General features: G+C 59.4%; 14 protein-coding genes and 2 pseudogenes. 5 read left to right on the top strand and 11 right to left on the bottom strand.

Annotation, left to right across the window (positions count from 1 at the left end; translation table 11 throughout):
* Positions 1-69 precede the first annotated feature (69 nt).
* Positions 70-2286 (bottom strand): DNA internalization-related competence protein ComEC/Rec2, encoded by a 2217-nt coding sequence (locus AC0Z8Z_RS17375; protein ID WP_485619906.1) that lies wholly within the window; start codon positions 2284-2286, stop codon positions 70-72.
* A gap of 153 nt (positions 2287-2439) precedes the next feature.
* Here AC0Z8Z_RS17375 and AC0Z8Z_RS17380 point away from each other — a divergent pair, with 153 nt between their 5' ends.
* Positions 2440-2955: a DUF2062 domain-containing protein gene (locus tag AC0Z8Z_RS17380; protein WP_485619907.1), complete on the top strand. Its 516-nt coding sequence runs from the start codon at positions 2440-2442 to the stop codon at positions 2953-2955.
* A 171-nt stretch (positions 2956-3126) separates the two neighbouring features.
* On the opposite strand, the gene AC0Z8Z_RS17385 is transcribed toward AC0Z8Z_RS17380, so the two are convergent.
* From AC0Z8Z_RS17385 to AC0Z8Z_RS17395, 3 genes are all read right to left on the bottom strand, one after another.
* Positions 3127-3906, bottom strand: coding sequence for an ABC transporter permease (locus AC0Z8Z_RS17385; RefSeq protein ID WP_065993104.1), 780 nt, complete (start codon positions 3904-3906; stop codon positions 3127-3129).
* A complete protein-coding gene (locus AC0Z8Z_RS17390; protein WP_485619908.1) occupies positions 3903-4835 on the bottom strand; it encodes an ABC transporter ATP-binding protein in 933 nt (310 codons plus the stop codon). Before AC0Z8Z_RS17390 ends, AC0Z8Z_RS17385 begins: the two co-directional genes overlap by 4 nt.
* A 219-nt stretch (positions 4836-5054) precedes the next feature.
* Positions 5055-5678, bottom strand: coding sequence for a glutathione S-transferase family protein (locus AC0Z8Z_RS17395; protein ID WP_485619909.1), 624 nt, complete (start codon positions 5676-5678; stop codon positions 5055-5057).
* A 213-nt stretch (positions 5679-5891) separates the two neighbouring features.
* On the opposite strand from AC0Z8Z_RS17395, the gene AC0Z8Z_RS17400 reads away from it, so the two are divergent.
* From AC0Z8Z_RS17400 to AC0Z8Z_RS17410, 3 genes are all read left to right on the top strand, one after another.
* Positions 5892-8336 carry an acyl-CoA dehydrogenase gene (locus AC0Z8Z_RS17400; RefSeq protein WP_485619910.1) on the top strand — a complete coding sequence of 815 codons (2445 nt, stop codon included), beginning with the start codon at positions 5892-5894 and terminating at the stop codon, positions 8334-8336.
* A 198-nt stretch (positions 8337-8534) separates the two neighbouring features.
* A complete protein-coding gene (locus AC0Z8Z_RS17405; RefSeq protein ID WP_163022082.1) occupies positions 8535-8738 on the top strand; it encodes a helix-turn-helix domain-containing protein in 204 nt (67 codons plus the stop codon).
* Positions 8739-8802: 64 nt separating this feature from the next.
* Entirely contained in the window at positions 8803-9213 is a 411-nt protein-coding gene (locus tag AC0Z8Z_RS17410; RefSeq protein ID WP_074888183.1) for a PA2817 family protein, read from the top strand.
* A gap of 473 nt (positions 9214-9686) precedes the next feature.
* On the opposite strand, the gene AC0Z8Z_RS17415 is transcribed toward AC0Z8Z_RS17410, so the two are convergent.
* The 6 genes and pseudogenes from AC0Z8Z_RS17415 to AC0Z8Z_RS17440 form a co-directional block, all read right to left on the bottom strand.
* Positions 9687-10505, bottom strand: a complete 819-nt coding sequence (locus AC0Z8Z_RS17415) for a class II aldolase/adducin family protein (RefSeq protein WP_122623773.1) — start codon at positions 10503-10505, stop codon at positions 9687-9689.
* Between the two features lie 272 nt (positions 10506-10777).
* Complete coding sequence (locus AC0Z8Z_RS17420; protein WP_485619911.1) at positions 10778-11641, bottom strand: alpha/beta fold hydrolase; 864 nt, start codon at positions 11639-11641, stop codon at positions 10778-10780.
* A 365-nt stretch (positions 11642-12006) separates the two neighbouring features.
* Positions 12007-13128, bottom strand: a complete 1122-nt coding sequence (locus tag AC0Z8Z_RS17425) for an alkene reductase (protein ID WP_485619912.1) — start codon at positions 13126-13128, stop codon at positions 12007-12009.
* A gap of 2 nt (positions 13129-13130) precedes the next feature.
* Entirely contained in the window at positions 13131-14174 is a 1044-nt protein-coding gene (locus tag AC0Z8Z_RS17430) for an MsnO8 family LLM class oxidoreductase (protein WP_485619913.1), read from the bottom strand.
* Positions 14175-14567: 393 nt separating this feature from the next.
* Positions 14568-15737, bottom strand: a pseudogene (locus AC0Z8Z_RS17435) (ATP-binding protein); the annotation flags it as partial.
* A 48-nt stretch (positions 15738-15785) separates the two neighbouring features.
* Positions 15786-16616 (bottom strand): annotated as a pseudogene (locus tag AC0Z8Z_RS17440) (PAS domain S-box protein); the annotation flags it as partial.
* Positions 16617-16880: 264 nt separating this feature from the next.
* Between AC0Z8Z_RS17440 and AC0Z8Z_RS17445 the strand changes: the two are divergent.
* The gene (locus AC0Z8Z_RS17445; RefSeq protein WP_485619914.1) at positions 16881-18179 is read left to right on the top strand and encodes a two-component system sensor histidine kinase NtrB; all 1299 of its coding nucleotides are present in this window, start codon (positions 16881-16883) and stop codon (positions 18177-18179) included.
* A gap of 22 nt (positions 18180-18201) precedes the next feature.
* On the opposite strand, the gene AC0Z8Z_RS17450 is transcribed toward AC0Z8Z_RS17445, so the two are convergent.
* The gene (locus AC0Z8Z_RS17450) at positions 18202-18426 is read right to left on the bottom strand and encodes a GNAT family N-acetyltransferase (protein ID WP_485619915.1); all 225 of its coding nucleotides are present in this window, start codon (positions 18424-18426) and stop codon (positions 18202-18204) included.
* Positions 18427-18491 lie beyond the last annotated feature (65 nt).

An 18491-nucleotide genomic window follows, 5' to 3' on the forward strand; every position in this document is an offset into this window, starting at 1 on the left:
AAAAAAAGTGGCGCCACTCTAACATAGCGTCGGCGCCTCGCCGAACGTGTCGATGAATAACCAGACCTTTCAGTCACGCCAGAAGCGCCGCGTCCCACGTTCGGCCAGCGCCTTTTCGTAAGCGCCCAATTGCACGGTGATAGCACCCAGCACAGCGCTGTCGTGAATCTCCATGCCCGACCATGCGTAGCGCGACATCACCAGCGGATGGGGATGGCCGAACGCATTATTGCGGCCTCGGGAAATCAGCACGCCCCGCGCACCGACCACGCGCAGAAACCCCCGCGACGACGAGCTGCGGCTGCCGTGGTGGGGAGATTGCAGCCAGTGGGCGCTGACGTTGAAGCCGTCGTCGAGCATCGCGCGTTCGGCAGCGACGTCGATATCACCGGTCAGCAACAGCCGCTCGCCATTGGCCTCGACGCTGAGCACACAGGAAGCCTGATTGCCCTCGGCGGCCTGCTCCCATATCCAAGTGGAAAAAACGACTTCATCCCACGTCCATGTTTCCCCGTTACGGCAGGACTCGGCTGACAATTCGGTCGGCATGCGCCCTACGTCACCCGTCAGCACCCGCGCGACCGGCACGCCCTTGCGAACGGCAGCGGCACCACCGGCATGATCGGCATCGGCATGACTGAGCAGCAGGGTGTCCAGTTGCTTGAGCCCGGCGCGCCGAATGGCCGGCAATACCACGCGCTCACCGATATCGAAATCACCGAAACGCGGCCCTGCGTCGTACAGCAGGGCGTGGTCGCGGGTGCGCAGCAGGATGGCGAGCCCCTGCCCCACATCCAGCTGCAGCACTTCGACCTGCCCGACAGGCACGGTTTTCTGCGGCGGGAAGATGCAAAGCAACAGTAACGGCCAGCCCAACGGACGCATCGGCAGGCCTTTGGGCAGCAACAGCAGCAACGCGCCGAACAGGCTCAGCGGCCAGACCCACAGTGGCACGTGGGGGCCGGTCCAGGCGGGAGCGAGATCGGCCATGAACGTCAGCCAGCGAAACAGCCCGTCCATCGCGCCGCCTGCCAGCCACAACAGACCTTCGCCCAGCGGAGGGATAACAAGGAGCGCCGTGCCGAGCAACGCCAGGGGCAAGATCAGCAGGCTCAACCACGGCACGGCGAGCAGATTGACGGCGGGACCGCTCACGCTCACCGGCAAGCTCAACATCAGCAGCACCGGCAACAGCCCCACCGCGATCAGCCATTGTGCGCGGGTCCAGCTTTGCAGCCAGCTCCACGGCCCGAGTCGACCGCTGAAGATCAGCATCAGGATCGCGACCGCAAGAAACGACAGCCAGAAACCCGGGCGCAACGTGATCAGTGGCTCGGCGAGCAGCACCAGATTCAGCGCCAGCAACAGCGGCCATGTGGCGCCCAGATGGCGGTAACGAAGACGCCACAGCAGCACCAGGCCCAGCATGGTGACAGCCCGCTGCACCGGCACTTCAAAGCCCGCCAGCACGCCATATGCCAGCGCGCCCGAGAAGGCCGCGATGCACGCCGAGGGCAGCCAGGGCAGAAATGGCGGCCACGCGCCCCATCGGGCCAGGCCAGCCACCAGGCCGTAGAGCAAACCGGCGAGCAAGCCGATGTGCGTTCCGGAAATGACCAGCAAGTGAACGGTGCCGGTGTCCTGCAGGACTTGCCAATCAGCGGCGCTCAATCCGGAATCGTCCCCCAGCACCAAGGCCGCCAGACCGCCCTCCCGGCCCTGGGCATCCACACTCAGCAGGCGCTGGCGAATGCCGTCGCGCCAATTGTCCTGGGCCGGTTCGAGCAACTGGCCGTCCACCACCGTGCCGGTGGCGCCAATGCGCTGCGCCAGCAGCCATGCCTCGTAATCGAACGCGCCGGGATTGACCAGCCCACCGGGGCGCTTGAGTTTGACCGCCAGACGCCAACGCTCCCCGCTATTGACCGGCGGCCCGCCGTACCAGCCAATGCGGATCTGTTCGGGAAGCCGCGCGCGTCGTGAAACGGGATCATCCAGCTGAAAACGCACCACGCCGTCGATTGTCTGCGGCAGCCCGACGACGCGTCCCTCCAGCCAGAGCGTTTGCCCATCGAGGCGCTCGGCCAGTCGGTCATCCAGCGCCGACGACGCCGAGACGCAGGCCCAGGTCAGCCCGAACAGATAAAACGCCAGGGGGTAGGTGCGAAACGGCAGCAGCATCAGCGCCACCACGGGCATCGCCAGCAGCAACCAGACCGGCGGTAATGCTGGCAGAAAACGTAGCGTCAGCAGTCCGAGTGCGAGGGCGAGCATCCCTGTGCGCATGAGGCTTTCCTTGTCTGCGGGTGAAATCGACCTCCATGGCTTAGCCGATGCGCCGGCACGCGCGCTTATTAATTGTCACAAAGTCTGAATTTGCGTTTGCGACTATCCGTGCATACTTCCCCGAATTTCCCGCCCACCTCGCCGGATTCCCGTATGCCACGCCACCTGATCAAGCGGTACATGCCCGATCCGAACAGCATCCGGGAACACAAATCCTTACGCTTTCTTGGCTCTCTTCTGCACGACCCCAACCTCTGGCACCTCAATCGACATTCCGTGGCCCGCGCGATGGGGATCGGGCTGTTTGCCGCCTTGATGCCAATGCCGTTGCAAATGCTACTGGCGGCCGTGCTGGCGATCTGGGTTCGGGCAAACATGCCGATCGCTGTCAGTCTGTGCTGGCTGACCAACCCGCTGACGATGCCGCCGGTGTTTTATTGCACCTATAAAATCGGCGCGCTGCTGATGGGCTTGCCGCCGCGGCATTTCCCGGACGAGCTGAGTTGGGACTGGATCAGTGGACAGCTGTCCACCTTGTGGCAGCCGTTCTTGCTGGGGTCGGTGGTGGCGGGGATTGTGCTGGGCGTGGCGGGGTATTTCGGGACGATGGCGTACTGGCGCTGGTGGGTCGGACGGCAGTGGAGGGCGCGCAAGGCTAAACGTCAGTAGCGCCAACGCCGCCAATCCGGTGGGAGCGAGCTTGCTCGCGAAGAGGTCAGTACATCCGCTACCCATTCAGCGCGTGTAATGGAGTCTTCGCGAGCAAGCTCGCTCCCACATAAGAATGCGGCGGACTCATAATCGAGTCCGCCGCTATTTCACAAGATCGTCCTAAATCTGTTACTGACGCATCCCGCGTCCGCTCACCAGCAATCGCGCGCAGCCGAGGTAGAGCACGATGGTCGCAACGACCATGAACGCCAGAGCGATGCTGATCTTGATGTCAGACACGCCAAGGATGCCGAAGCGGAAGGCGTTGACCATGTGCAGCACCGGGTTGGCCAGCGACACGGTCTGCCAGAACGGCGGCAGCAGGTTGATCGAGTAGAACACCCCGCCCAGGTAGGTCAACGGCGTCAACACGAAGGTCGGAATGATGGAAATATCATCGAAATTGCGCGCAAACACGGCGTTGATGAAGCCCAGCAGCGAGAAAATCGTCGCGGTCAGCAGCACCACGATGATCGTGATACCCAAGTGATGCACCTGCAGATCGGTGAAGAACATCGACAGCATCGTCACGATCACCCCCACCGCCAGCCCGCGCAGCACGCCGCCGATGGTGTAGCCGATCAGGATGGTGTGGGGCGACACCGGCGAAACCATCAACTCTTCAACCGAACGCTGAAACTTGGCGCCGAAGAAGCTCGATACCACGTTGCCATAGGAGTTGGTGATCACTGACATCATGATCAGGCCGGGCACGATGTACTGCATGTAAGTGAAGCCACCCATGTCGCCAATCTGCCGACCGATCAGGTTGCCGAAGATCACGAAGTACAGAACCATGGTGATCGCCGGCGGCAGCAGGGTCTGCGGCCAGATCCGCATGAAACGCCGGACCTCACGGTAAACGATGGTGTTCAGGGCGATCAGATTGGGGCGCAGCTCCGAGCTCATATCGCCACCTTCGCCAGATTCTTCTCGACCAGACCCACGAACAACTCCTCAAGGCGATTGGTTTTATTGCGCATGCTCAACACCTGAATGTTCTGCAGCGACAACTGACTGAACAGCGACGTGATGCCGATGGTCTTGTCGACCTGCACTTCAAGCGTCTGGTTATCCACCAAGTGCACGGGATAGCCGTTGAGCTGAGGCGCGGCCTGCAGCGGATCCCGCAGATCCAGCAGGAAGGTCTCGACGTGCAGCTTGTTGAGCAGCGCCTTCATGCTGGTGTTTTCGATGATCGTGCCGTGATCGATGATGCCGATATTGCGGCACAGCTGCTCAGCCTCCTCCAGGTAATGGGTGGTGAGGATGATGGTGATGCCCTTCTCGTTCAGCTCGGTGAGAAAGGTCCACATGGAACGGCGCAATTCGATATCTACACCCGCGGTTGGCTCGTCGAGGATCAACAGGCGCGGCTCGTGAATCAGCGCGCGGGCGATCATCAGACGGCGCTTCATGCCGCCGGACAATGAACGTGACGGCGAGTCGCGCTTGTCCCACAAACCCAGCTGGGTCAGGTACTGCTCGGCGCGCTCTTTGGCGATCTTCGGCGGGATGCCGTAATAACCCGCCTGGGTCACGACGATGTCGAAGGTCTTCTCGAACTGGTTGAAATTGAATTCCTGCGGCACCACGCCGATTGAGCGTTTGAGCTGCGCAGGATTGGTATCGAGATCGTGGCCGAAAATGTTCACCGTGCCGCTGGTCTTGTTGACCAAGGTCGAGATGATCCCGATGGTGGTGGATTTGCCGGCGCCGTTAGGGCCGAGCAATGCGAAGAAATCACCCTCGGCGACGTCCAGATCAATGCCCTTGAGGGCCTGGAAACCGTTGCCGTAGGTCTTGGTTAGCTGCCGGATGGACAGAGCTGAACTCATGACTGAACACACACCAATAAAAATGAAAAAGGGAAGATAAACGAATACGAAAGTACAGTCGCCGGACTGACACGGCCGCTGACATTTACCGTGCCGCGCAGCGGGAAAATCAGGCGCAACACAAGGTTGCAAGCGCAGTGGTCGCAATGTTGCGTGCCGATGCCGCCCAAGTACAACGACATCGGTTGATAGTCAGTATTAACTCGACACGGGCTGAACTCAGGTCAGCGCGGTCATGACCGCCTTGCGATACGCCGGACGCTGTTGCAAACGTTCGTACCAGGCTTTGAGGTGGGGCAGCTCGCGACGTTCAATCGGCATTTCGAACCAGGGGTAAGCGAAGCAGCCGAGGGGAATGTCGCCCACGCCGAATTCATCGCCCGAGAGGTATGGCTGATGCGCCAGTGCTGCGTCGACGATGACCAGCGGGCGTTCGACTTCGGCTATCGCCGCGTTGATTTGCGTCCAGTCCTGTTTGTCGGCTGGCGTGCGTACTACGCCCCAGAACACCGGGCGAAAGGGAGCGGCCAGTGTCGACGTGGTCCAGTCCATCCACTTTTCAGCCTGGGCACGCGCCTTGGGGCTGGCGGGATAGAGCAAAGAATCAGGCGCGTATTGAGCCGCCAGATAGCGAACGATGGTGTTGGATTCCCACAGCACAAATTCGCCGTCTTCAATCATCGGCACCACGCCGTTGGGGTTCTTCGCCAGATACTCGGGCTGATCGTTGACCCCGAAAGCGCCGCCGGCATTCAGCGACTCATATTCCAGCCCCAGTTCCTCGGCGATCCACAATGCCTTGCGCACATTGGACGAGTTCTTGCGGCCCCAGATCTTCAACATGTTGTCATTCTCCGTGTGGTCAACGAGCGATGAGTGGCGTTTGCGGCGGGCCACAGTCTACTCCGGGATGCGGGTGTTCGAGCCACAACTTCCTGTGCATCGGCCAGCCCCCGAACTCCCTTGGTAGCGCGGGGTCACTATCGAAGCGCGGGCCAGAGCGGTCGACTGCGCAGCCGGTTGCGCTTATCGCACCGTCATCATGGAGGGCTGTTTATGCTGTTGTTGTGGATCGTAGTGTTGGTGGTCGGCGTGGCCTGGCTGGCCCATCGGCGTGTTGCGCCCTTCCCCGCCCTGGGCATCGTCGCGGTGTACCTGCTGGCGATGGGCGCGTTCAGCCATGCCCACGGATGGATGATCATCCCGTGGGTGTTGTGGCTTGGCGTCGCGTTGATGCTGGCGCTGCCGGACCTGCGTCGCAAACACTTCAGTACACCGATGTTCTCGTGGTTCCAGAGAGTGCTGCCGCCGATGTCCGCCACCGAGCGTGACGCTATCGACGCCGGCACGGTGTGGTGGGATGGCGAGCTGTTCAGCGGCCGTCCGGACTGGAACACCCTGCTGAGCTACCCAAAAAGCACGCTGACCGACGAAGAGCAGGCGTTCCTCGACGGTCCGACCGAAGAACTCTGCGCCATGGTCAGCGACTGGGAAATCGGTCAGGCTATGGACCTGCCCCCGGAAGCCTGGGCGCATATAAAAGCGCACGGCTTTTTTGCTCTGATTATTCCCAAGGAGTATGGCGGCAAAGGGTTCTCGGCCTACGCCCACTCGCAAGTGGCGATGAAGCTGGCGACCCGCAGCGGCGATCTGGCCTCCACCGTCATGGTGCCCAACTCACTGGGCCCGGCAGAGCTGCTGCTGCATTACGGCACCGACGAGCAGCGCAATCACTACTTGCCACGCCTGGCCCGTGGCGACGAGATCCCGTGCTTTGCATTGACCGGCCCGCTGGCTGGCTCCGACGCAGGGGCGATGCCCGACACCGGGATCATCTGCAAGGGCCAGTGGGAAGGCGAAGAAGTCATCGGTCTGCGCCTGAACTGGGAAAAGCGCTACATCACCCTCGGCCCGGTCGCTACCCTTCTGGGCCTGGCCTTTAGGGCTTACGACCCTGAGCATTTGCTGGGTGACGAGACAGACCTGGGCATCAGCCTGGCGCTGATACCCACCGACACCGCGGGTGTGGAGATCGGTCGTCGTCATGTGCCACTGGGCGCTGCCTTCATGAACGGCCCGAACTCCGGCAAGGACGTGTTCATTCCGCTGGAATACCTGATCGGCGGCCAGGACATGCTTGGCAAAGGCTGGATGATGCTGATGAATTGTCTGTCGGTCGGACGTTCGATTTCCCTGCCTGCAGTCGGTACCGGCGCCGCGAAGTTCACCAGCCTGGTTACCGGGCAGTACAGCCAGGTTCGCGAACAATTCAATGTGCCACTGGCGGCGTTCGAGGGGATTCAGGAATCCCTCGCGCGAATCGGCGGCAACGCCTGGCTGATGGACAGCGCACGCATCCTGACCGCCAACGCGGTGGACTTGGGCGAGAAGCCTTCGGTGCTGTCGGCGATTCTGAAGTACCACCTGACCGAGCGTGGCCGTGAGTGCATCACCCATGCGATGGATGTGCATGGCGGCAAGGGCATCATCATGGGCCCGAACAACTACCTCGGTCGCTCGTGGCAAGGCGCGCCGATCTTCATCACCGTTGAAGGCGCGAACATTCTGTCGCGCAACCTGATGATCTTTGGTCAGGGCGCCATTCGCTGCCATCCGTTCGTGCTGAAGGAAATGGCCCTCGCCGGTCGTCAGGATCATGACCGGGCGGTGGTGGAATTCGACGGCCTGCTGATGCAGCACATTGGTTTTGCCTTTCGCAACGCGGCCAGCACGTTGGTGCTGAATCTGGGGCTGGGGCATTTCGAAAGCGTGCCGGGGGACCGCCTGAGTCAGGGTTATTTCCGCGCACTGAACCGGCAGGCTGCAGCGTTTGCGATGCTGGCTGACCTGAGCATGATGCTGCTGGGCGGCGAGCTGAAACGCCGCGAGCGTCTGTCGGCGCGACTGGGTGATGTGTTGAGCCACATGTACCTGGCGTCCGCCGCGCTCAAGCGTTACCACGATCTGGATTATCCCGAAGCGCTGGCGCCGTTGTTTTGCTGGTCCATGGAAGAAGCGCTGGGTGAGTCGGAACGAGCGCTGGACGAATTGCTCAGTAACTTCCCGAACCGCATTCTCGGCGGGCTGCTGCGGGTGATCGTGTTCCCGTTCGGTCGTCGTCATAAGGGGCCCTCGGACAGGCTCGATGCCCAGGTCGCGGAGATCCTCGGCCGCGCCAAAGGCGACCCGGCGCTGGAATCCGTGCTTGCCGGTTGCTATCGCCCGACCGACGCAGAAGATCCGGTCGGCGCATTGCAGCACGCCAGCGACTTGCTCAGCGGCGCCAAGGCTATCCGCAGCAAACTGCATCACGGGGTGAAAAGCGGTCAGGTCAAGCCAGCGGGTGGCGAGCATCTGATCGACGCCGCGCTCAATGCAGGCGTGCTGCAGGCGGCGGAAGCGCAAACCTTGCGCGCTGCGGAAGCGGCGCGACGCAAGGTGATCGACGTGGATGATTTTGATAAGGAAGAGCTGGTCGCCACCGAAGGCAAAACCCGCTAACAACGACGTACCCTGTAGGAGTGAGCTTGCTCGCGATTGCGGTGGGTCAGCAACATGCACGTTAGCTGACACGCCGTCATCCGCGAGCAAGGGAATCGCTCCTGCAGTTGCTGCCCACGACTTACGTCTACATACACCGCTCTAGCGAATTGTCCTACACTCCTTGGTAACAACAAGAAAAACCCAAGGGGACGCATCATGATTAATCAACGCCTGACTCATCGCTGCCTGCTCTCTGAAATCGCCTCGGGGGAGGATCTCTACAGAGGCAAGCCGACACAAACGCTGCAAACCCTTCTGATGATGGGCTTCGTCACTCGTCTGCCCAGTCCCGATCGCACCTATGCGCACCTCGCCCTCACTGAAGCAGGCCACCGGTATCTGGCCGGGTTGTGGCATTGAGATAGCCGCAGGCGGCGGGGGCCTCTATACTCCCGCGCCTGTTTTTGTCTCTGAGGACTTCATCATGGCCGACGCCAATCTCGACCACATCATGAATCTGCTGTTGCACTTGCGCGGCATCCTGGTCGCGCTGGGAGAGGCCGAGCAGGTACCCGAAGAAAGTCATGCGCTGTTTCTGGAGCGTTACGATGAGTTGCTGACGCTGTTGCCGGCTGATCCGATCGAGAGTCAGTATCTGGGGCAGGATTTGTTGTGTCAGGTGATTCAGCGTTATCCGCAGATTGCTCATTTGGTGCCGCGGGATTTGCTTTGGTTTTTCGCGGGCGATTGTCTGCATTTCATGCCGGACGATGAGATTGATTTGTATACGGCGCTGGAGGAGCGTCGCTTTGAGGCGATGGAGAACGATGAGCCGTTCGACTGGAATCAGGAGAAGCAGTTGTTGGCGATGTCGCAGTCTGAGTCCAAGCATTAATTTGAGGTTATCCGGATCAAGATCAACATCAAGAGCGTCCGCCTGGGGGCGGACTGTTTCGCCTTCGGCGAGTTACTTGATAAAGCCCCAAGTAACCAAGGGCTTGTGCTCCTGGTTGGGCCCTTCCTTCGTCAGGGTTCCTTCACTCCGGCCTCGCTCCGTGGGCCCGCGCCGAACGGACATCCATGTCCTGACGGCGCTCTCGCCGCATCCATGCGGCTCGGCCCACTCCGCGAGACCTGCGTTCAGCCTGCACCCAAGTCGCGTTTGGCGGTGTCTGGACCTTCTGCGTATGAAGATCAAGATCAACGGCGGATCAAAGGCTTCCCGGCTGAAGCCGGTCCTACGCACTGTACTCGCTGCTTTTCGTAGGACCGGCTTCAGCCGGGAAGCTATTGACTCAGATCGTTCCCCCGCTCCGCGTGGGAATGCCGCCCACGACGCTCCGCGTCATCCCGTACTCGTCGTCGAGATCAATCCTGATAATCCGTCCCATGCCGGTCCAGTTCGCGGATCAGCGCATTCCAATGCCGTGTTACGCCCGGCCCGGTGCCGCTTTTCAGGACTTTGGCCTGCTCTTCCACCCTCCTCACCACCTCTTCAGGCGGGAAGATCAATTCGGCATTGCCGGCGGCCTGCGCGGCAATCTGGATGTTGCAGGCGTATTCGAGGTTGTGCAGCTGTTGAAATGCGTGCTCGACGCTCAGCCCTGCCGTGAGCAGACCATGGTTACGCAGAATCATCACGCTCTTGTCCCCCAGGTCCGCCACTAACCGCTCGCGCTCGCCGAGGTCCTGCGCGATACCTTCATAGCCGTGGTACGCCACCCGCCCGGAGAACCCGAGGGAATGCTGGGAGATGAGCAATAGCCCGTTTTTCTGCGCAGAGACGGCAATGCCATCGCGGGTGTGGGTGTGCAGCACCGCCTGCAAGTCAGGGCGCGCTGCATGGATCGCGCTGTGAATCACATAGCCGGCGTTGTTGATGCCTAAGCCGGTGGGGTCATCGACAATCGTGCCGTCAATGTCGACCTTGACGAGGTTGGAGGCAGTGATCTCGTCAAACAGCAGACCAAACGCATTGATCAGGAAGTGCTCGTCCGGACCCGGTACGCGCGCGGAAAAGTGCGTGTAGATGTGATCGGTCCAGCGTTTCAGGGCGGCGATCCGGTAGGCCGCCGCCAGCTTCACGCGTACTTCCCACTCTTGGGGGCTGACCCGATCGCGTACGCTGCTGGCATTGGCTGCAAGGCTGACACTGGACTGAGCGGGCAAAGCACTGACGTTGCTCATGGATGACTCCCTGATGATCTGATTCAGACGTAATCAGGGCAAGCCTATGCGCTATGGGCGCCAGTTTAAAATCACATTATCTTCTAAGCTCATTATCATTATTTTTTATTCTTGCCATGGCGTCGGCTCTTCGTTGATCAGGTGCGTGCATCTTCCTTGGACTCTCTATGGTCTCGTGGCAGGCATGGGAAACTGCCGCGTGATGAATGGCCGCCATTCCCCGATTTCGTTGAAAACATCGGCCGCGATTTCAAGGTAACCCCAAGCTCCGATCAGCCTTCCCAAGGCTCAAGAAACTTCAGAAGCAATCTGTTGACCTCATCGGGTTGCTCTTCATGAGGGAGGTGGCCGCAGTGGCTAATGGCATGGGCTTCAAGGTCGTCGGCCATCTCGGCCCAAACCTTGGGCATGTCGAACAGTTCGGCGACGGCAGGGAAATTCGCGCCCCACAACGACATTGTCGGCACCGAGATTTTGGTGTCTGCGTCCTCCTGATCCTGGGCAGTGTCGGTGGCGTTGGCACGGTAATCAGACATCGCGCCTCGCACAGCGCCCGGTGCCTGATAAGCCCTGACATACGTGTCGAAGGCTTCTCCGGTAATCGCCTGTGGGTCGTGGCACCAATCAGAGAAGAAATGCCGTAGCCAAATGTGCTCACGTCCGGCAATCAGCGCCTCTGGCAAATCCGGCACCAGGTGGAACATGAAAAACCAGTACGCTTTGGCGATCTTGGCGTCCATCTCACGAGCGACAATACGGGTTGGCACGTTGTCCATCACCACCAGACGGTCCAGCAAATCCGGAAAGTCCTTGGCGAACCGTGTGGCCACGCGAGCACCACGGTCGTGGCCCACCAGCGCGATTTTGGGAACGTCGAGCTCGCGCATCAGCTCGCGAATGTCCAGAGCCATGTTGCGTTTGTCGTAACCGGTAGACGGTTTCTCGGTTTCGCCGTAACCGCGCAGGTCTGGAACGATGACCCGGTAGCGCTCTGCGAGTACCGGGATCTGGAACCGCCAGGCATAGCCGGTTTCCGGGAAGCCGTGAAGCAGGATCACCGGCGGACCTTCGCCGGCCTCAACGATGTGTTGACGGATACCGTTGGCGTTAACCGAATAGCTTTTCATCGTGGACATCAGAACACCTGTAAGAGATGTGGAGCTGTGATTCAACTCAACCATCAGCGATCAAACCGTCCTTAACCAACCCGACGTACGGCTGTGCAATGAAACGCGACCTATATCGTGCGTAGACGGAGTCCTTCCTGCCGTGACTGTGAAGCTGGGGCAATTGCTGAGGGACTGAGGGCCGCCAAGCAATCGCAATCAGACGTTGGTATCAGCCAACAGCGCACCGTAACGGGTATAGGCCTTCGGAATCTCGATGTGTTCCCTCGGATCATCGGACGCGGTGCAAACCCAGCATCCAGGGCCCTCTGCCCTGGATGCACGGTCACCGGGCTCAGCGAACAGTCCTTACGCCGGCTGGCGTGGCCGCGGAATCAGCCGCTGTACGGCGGATAGTCGACATACCCTTTTGCATCGCCGCCGTAGTAGGTGTCGCGATCCGGCTCGGTCAGTGACCAGCCGTTTTTCAGCCGAGCCACCAGGTCAGGGTTTGCGATGAAGGGCTGTCCGAATGCGGCAAGGTCGATCAGGCCGGCGTGCAGCAGCTCTTGAGCGCGTTCACGGGTCATGTCCCCGGCGAGAATCAATGCGGTCTTGCCCAGCTGTGTTTTGCAGTCTTTGAGCAGGTCGCGAAGCGCTTGCTCCTGCGCAGCCGAGCCTTCCTCTGCCATGAAGAAGTGGGTCTGATCCATTACGTGAACGTAAGCGATGCCGCGCTGGCTCATGCCTGCACAGAGCGCTGAGTAGGTTTCGTCGATCTGCGGATACAGCGGCATATCGAACAACTGGCCGTACGGCGAAATGCGGATACCCACTCGATCAGCGCCGACTCTGGCGGCTGCCGCATCGACAACCTCAAATACGAACCGCAGACGATTTTCCAGCGTGTCGGCTGAGTAGCGATCGGTTCGGTCATTCACCAGCGGATTCAGGAACTGCTCAAGCAAATAGCCGTTGGCGCCATGAATTTCCACCCCGTCGAATCCGGCAGCGATAGCGTTTTCCGCAGCCTGGGCGAAATCTTCAACCACGCGTGCTACCTCTTCGGTGGTCAGCGGGCGTGGTGTGGAGGTGGGCACGAAACCCGGCTCCCCGTCGTCCGTGTAGGCAAACGCGACTGCACCTTGCGCTTGCTTGCTGGTAGCGCTAACCGGCGCTTTGCCGTCGATCTGAATGGAAGTGTGCGACACGCGGCCAACGTGCCACAGCTGGGCGAACATCTTCCCGCCGACGCTGTGGACCGAGTCGGTGACCAGCTTCCATCCCTTGATCTGCTCTTCGGTATAGATGCCCGGGTTGAAGAGATAACCCTGGCCCTCACGAGAGATCGGCGTGCCTTCCGAAACAATCAAACCGGCGGTGCCGCGTTGGGTGTAGTGCAGGGCGATTTGCTCCGTCGCAATGTCGTCAGGGGCGCGCGAGCGGGTCATCGGTGCCATGACGATGCGGTTGTCCAGCGTTGTGGTGCCGAGTTCGTATGCTTCAAATAAGGTCATGATTAGTTCTCCTGGAGTGCCCGCTGTGGGGCGCGAAGGTTGGATTCGTGGTTGGCGCGAGCGAGTAGCTCGATAGCACGCTGTCGGTTTGCTTCGCCGGGGATCATGGGGATGACCATCATCTGATCGGTCTGATACTGCGACGCGATGCGCTGCAGTTGCTGAATCGCCAACGGACCGTCGCCAACAACCACCCGCATGCGGTTGAGCGCGACTCGATCGCGCGCTTCAGCGCTGTACTGCGTAGGGTCGACCGCGTCGGGCAGCGCCAACGCCTCGGCTGGGGCAACAGACTCTGCCCGCAGCAACCAGTCATCAAAGCTGGTCGCCAGCCGCTCGGCCTGCTCGACGGTGTCGGCCACTACTGCGAATACAGCAACGATGACACTGGGCGCGGCATGCAGTTTTGATGGGCGAAAATTGGCTCGATAATGCTCGGCGGCCAGCACACCTTGCTGATGATGGGGATTGATGAAGTGCGCAAACGTGAAGCCCATCCCTTCCAGAGCGGCCAGTTCAGCGGTACTGCCGCTGGCACCCAGTATGTGCAACTCAGGGAGGGTCATGATCCGAGGTGCAGCGTAGATCGGCTGGGGCTGATCGCCTGCCCCCTCTTTGTCATCAAGCAGCAGAGCCTTGAGGTCCTTGAGCTTGGCCGGGAAAGGGATCTGGTGCGTTTTCTCATCATTGAGGGCACGGGTGACGCGTTGGTCCGCTCCGGGCGCCCGCCCTACTCCCAGGTCTATCCGCCCCGGGTACAACGCCTCCAGCACACGCGCTGTCTCGGCAACTTTGTACGCGCTGTAATGGGGCAGCATGATGCCACCCGACCCCACCCTGATAGCCTGCGTATGGGCGGCAATCTGCATCATCAGCAGCTCAGGGCTGCTCCCCGCCTGAACGTTGGATTGGTGGTGTTCCGCCACCCAGTACCGTTCGAAACCCAAAGATTCAGCAGCTTGCGCGAGTCGCGTGGTTGCCCACAGCGCATCAGCGGCTGTGCAGCCACTGTCCACGGGGGAATGGTCAAGAATGCTCAATCTCATGGCGCGCTCCCGTAAGCGTTGAAGCAGGTCACTGCCTCGCCAGCCCTTTCAGGAGCGATTATTTTCTGCACTGCGTCAGTGTGTGAATGACAAACGCTAGCGGGGTGAAAGCCAATCGCCGCTATGCTGGCTGAATCGGATGGCATGAGGTCGATTCCATAAAGGTTTCGAGACAGCCTATTGGAGAAATGGAGCGGGATCTCGGCTCGTTATTACCGAGTGACGTGAATTATATTCACTAATTAGATCGCCTCACTGAATCACCTGGTGGGGCGGTAGGTATGAATACAGGGCTATGGGTAATGATCGTTTTCGGCGAGGTCCCAAGCGATGATGAGTCTGCACTCATACCGCCGTGATGAGGATCACGCCTGCCCGGGAATGCTCAGGCGCTTATCGAGAGCGTGCGTAGATAGCGGCCTTCTGCAGGACCTGGGAAACCTGCTCCACCGAGTAGGGTTTGTGCAGCAGCTCGAATCCGTAAGTGCCGTTTTGCGCTAGCACGTGGCTGTAGCCTGATGTCAGCACGACCGGAAGATCCGGGTAGAGGCTGCGAACTCGTTGCGCTAGCTCAATGCCGCTCATGCCCGGCATCACAACGTCGGTAAACACAATGTCGAAGTGCTCGGCATTTTCAGCGAGACGATCTAGCGCAGCTTCCGCATCAGAGGCCAGGACAGGTTCATAACCGAGGTCTGTCAGCATTTCAATCGCGAAAAGTCCCAAGCTTGAATTGTCCTCTACAACCAACACTCGCAAACCCTGCCCATCGAACTGACTCAGGGCGCTCTTCACCTGCCCAGGGCGATTGACTGACTCAACTCGTGGGAGGTACAGAGTAAATGTGGTGCCTTTGCCCAGTGTACTTTTTACGGCAATTTCCCCTCCCGACTGTTTCGCGAAGCCAAACACCTGCGACAACCCCAGGCCTGTGCCCTTGCCCGTTTCTTTGGTAGTGAAAAAGGGCTCGAAGATACGCTCGTGTCTGTCAGCCGGAATACCACACCCCGTGTCGGTCAGCGAGACAGCCACGTAGGGTCCTGAAACCGCTGCATGGCTACGGATGACAGGAAGAACTTCAACGGAGCTTACGGAAACAGTGAGCTGGCCGCTCTGACCCATCGCGTCCCGCGCGTTCGCAGCGATGTTTACGATGGCAGTGTCGAACTGGATCGGATCGGCTTTCACAAAGCAGGGTGTGTCAGGCATAACGAAGTTAATCGAAATATGGCTGCCAGTGAGCGTGTTCATCATGTCAGAGATCGATCGCACCGCATCGCAAGCGGAAAAGATCTCAGGCCTAAGTGCTTGCCTGCGGGCAAAGGCAAGAAGTTGCCCGGTCAGCCTCGTGGCTCTGTCCACCGTTTCTGAGATGGCATCCACGTAGCGACCGCGTCGTTCCTCAGAGAGGTTGGGGCGCTTGAGAAAGTCCGTGGAGGAACGAATGACCGTCAACAGATTGTTGAAGTCGTGCGCAACGCCACCGGTAAGCTGACCTATCGCTTCCAGCTTTTGAGACTGGCGCAGTTGTTCTTCAATCTGGCTACGCTCGGCCAAGGTTTGAGCAACCCGCTCCTCAAGGCTTTCGTGGGCTTGGCGCAGTGCCTCTTCAGCATTCTTGCGCTCGGTAATATCGGAAGCCGCACCAAACCACTCTTTGATTTCACCCGACCCGTCGAGTATGGGAATCGCGCGCGAGAGGGCCCAGCCCACGGAGCCATCGACCCGGTTAACGCGGTGCTCTATCAAATACGTTGATTTGGTTCTCGTCGCCCGTGCGATCTCGGCTCGGACAGCCTCGCGGTCCTCTGCAGGTATGTATCTATCGAGCCACTGCCGGTCGTTGCCTTGGGTATCCGCAATGAAATCGCCGCCGTTAAGCTGATGCAATTCACTCCAGTCCGCGTTAATGCGGTAACGGACTTCAGTAGATGATCGGATGAGGGCATCCAGGGCGCGTTCATTGATGGTCAGCTCGTCGTCGAAATAGCGCAATCGCTCTTGCTCAGAGGAAAGGACGAGCAGCGAAGCGAAAAAGTACACCAACTTTCCGTTTCTCTCGAAGACGGGCTGCACGTGCAAGTGATTCCAGAAGCTCTTGCCGTCTTTGCGGTAGTTTTGAAGCTTGATTTCTATAGGCTCGTGCCGGCTGATGGCCTCTCGAACCATTGCTATGTGATCCTGGCTCGTTCCCGGCCCCTGCAGAAAACGGCAGTTACGGCCAACAACGTCCTCGGCATCGTAGCCAGTCAAACGATAAAAAGCGGCGTTTGCAAAAACGATTGGGTTGTCATCTTGGCGAGGGTCGGTGATCAGCATGGGCATGCGACTAGCAGAGACAGCAGCTGAAAAAGGATCCCCCCCTGGCCTGCTCAGCTCAGCCCCGATACGAGGTTGTTCACCCGGCTCGCCACCCGGCGCGTTCGCTGTGTCAACTGTCATGCCTACCACGCTAGCCGAGATCAATACCCGTCGGATTGTACGACTTATCCACGCCTCGTTGCCGCATCCAATTAGATAGTTCGCCACCAGCTGACCGCCTGTCTGTCGGGCGCGCGTTCTAGATGAAGCGCAATGGCACCTTCAGTGTCGGCTCAGCAAGACTGATGCCCAACGCGGTCATCGACAGACCATCAGAATCGCAACGATAGGCCGAGATGATGGTTTGGGTAACTGTCTCGGGCACAATCAACAGCAGACAGCGTCATGGCTGCAAATACTGCTTCCTGTATCCTGCACGAGATTGGAATAATGCAGGTCAGCCATCCGGCTGCATGCTTCCCACCGCACAGGTACACCATGGCGCTTAATGCTGACCGCCGGATTACAGATGGTCCTTGGAACGCCCGTTACAGCCAGGACCTGATTGAACACCTTCCCGTCGGGCTCTATATCTGCGATCGGAATGCCGTCGTTGTCGCTTACAACCTCAAAGCAGCAGAGATCTGGGGGGAGACTCCAGTCAAAGGTGACCCCGAGGTGAAATTCTGCGGCGCTCATCGACTTTATACAGGTGACGGCACCTACCTGCCCCATGACCAGACGCCCATGGTGCACGTTCTGGCAACTGGGGAGCCTGCGCTGAATGTCGATGTGATCGTTGAGCGCCGTGATGGCAGCCGTCGCAACGTTATTGCCAACGTCACCCCCCTTTTTGACGAAGGTGGAGACCAGATCGGCTTCGTGAATTGCGTGCAGGACGTGACCGTCCTGCGGCAGCGTGAGGAAGAGAGGATCCAGATGATCAGCGATCGCTTTCAGGCGCAGAAAATGGAGATTGTGGGTCAGCTCACGACGGGCATTGCCCATGACTTCAACAACATGCTGACGACGGTAACCGGCTCGGTGAGCCTTGCGGAGCACTACCTCAAGAACAATCAACCGGACCATGCGCAGAAACACCTGAGCAATGCTTTGCACGGTGCGCAAACGGCGGGAGCCATGACCGCTCGGCTCATGGCCTTCTCGAGACGCCATAAGCTCAGGTCAGACGTGATCAATGTGAACCCCTTGATCCACTCGTTGATTGGACTCGGCCAAGGTAGCCTGGGATCGAACGTCAAGTTTGAAACCGAACTGGCATCTGACCCATGGCGAATCAAGGTAGATCCACATCAGCTGGAAAGCGCGCTGTTCAATCTTATGGTCAATGCCCGGGATGCGATGCCTACAGGCGGAACCATCGCAATCCGCACCTGTAATGTTGAGGTTAGCGAACTCATGGCTGCCAAAAGTGCCCTTCTGGTAGCCGGTCAATCGTGCGTGCGTATTCAGGTGGCTGACACTGGCACCGGAATGCCTGCAGCACTTATCGAACGGATTTTCGAACCCTTCTTTACAACCAAAGAAGAGGGAAAAGGCACCGGTCTCGGCCTGTCGATGGTTTACGGTTACGTCATCCAGGCTGGAGGATGCCTTACCGTTGAGAGCGTGGAAGGCCACGGCACGACTTTTTCATTGTTCATGCCAAAACACGTTCTTCCAGAGTCTGACTACGTCATCTGAAACACCTAAGGCTTACCCGTTATCAATAGGCCTGCCGTGCCGCATCGCGTAGGTGAGCATCAAGGAGTGCCTTTCCCACGCCGAGCCGCCGGAAGTCTGGCCTTACGTGATGAGTGCAAAGTTCGGCGTGGCTGTGTCGGGCGCCCATAACACATATCCCGCGAACTGACCCTCCCTGACCGCGACTGTCAGTCGGTCCAGATTCTCTACCCAAAGCTTCAGATGCCGCTCCAATTGCGCGCGCCATGCGGCTTCATGATCCGGCTCTGCGTTGAATTTGAGGTACGAGCGCTCATCGATTGTCTGGAGCAG

Source organism: Pseudomonas sp. 1L-C-7-B-C1 (genome assembly GCF_057291635.1).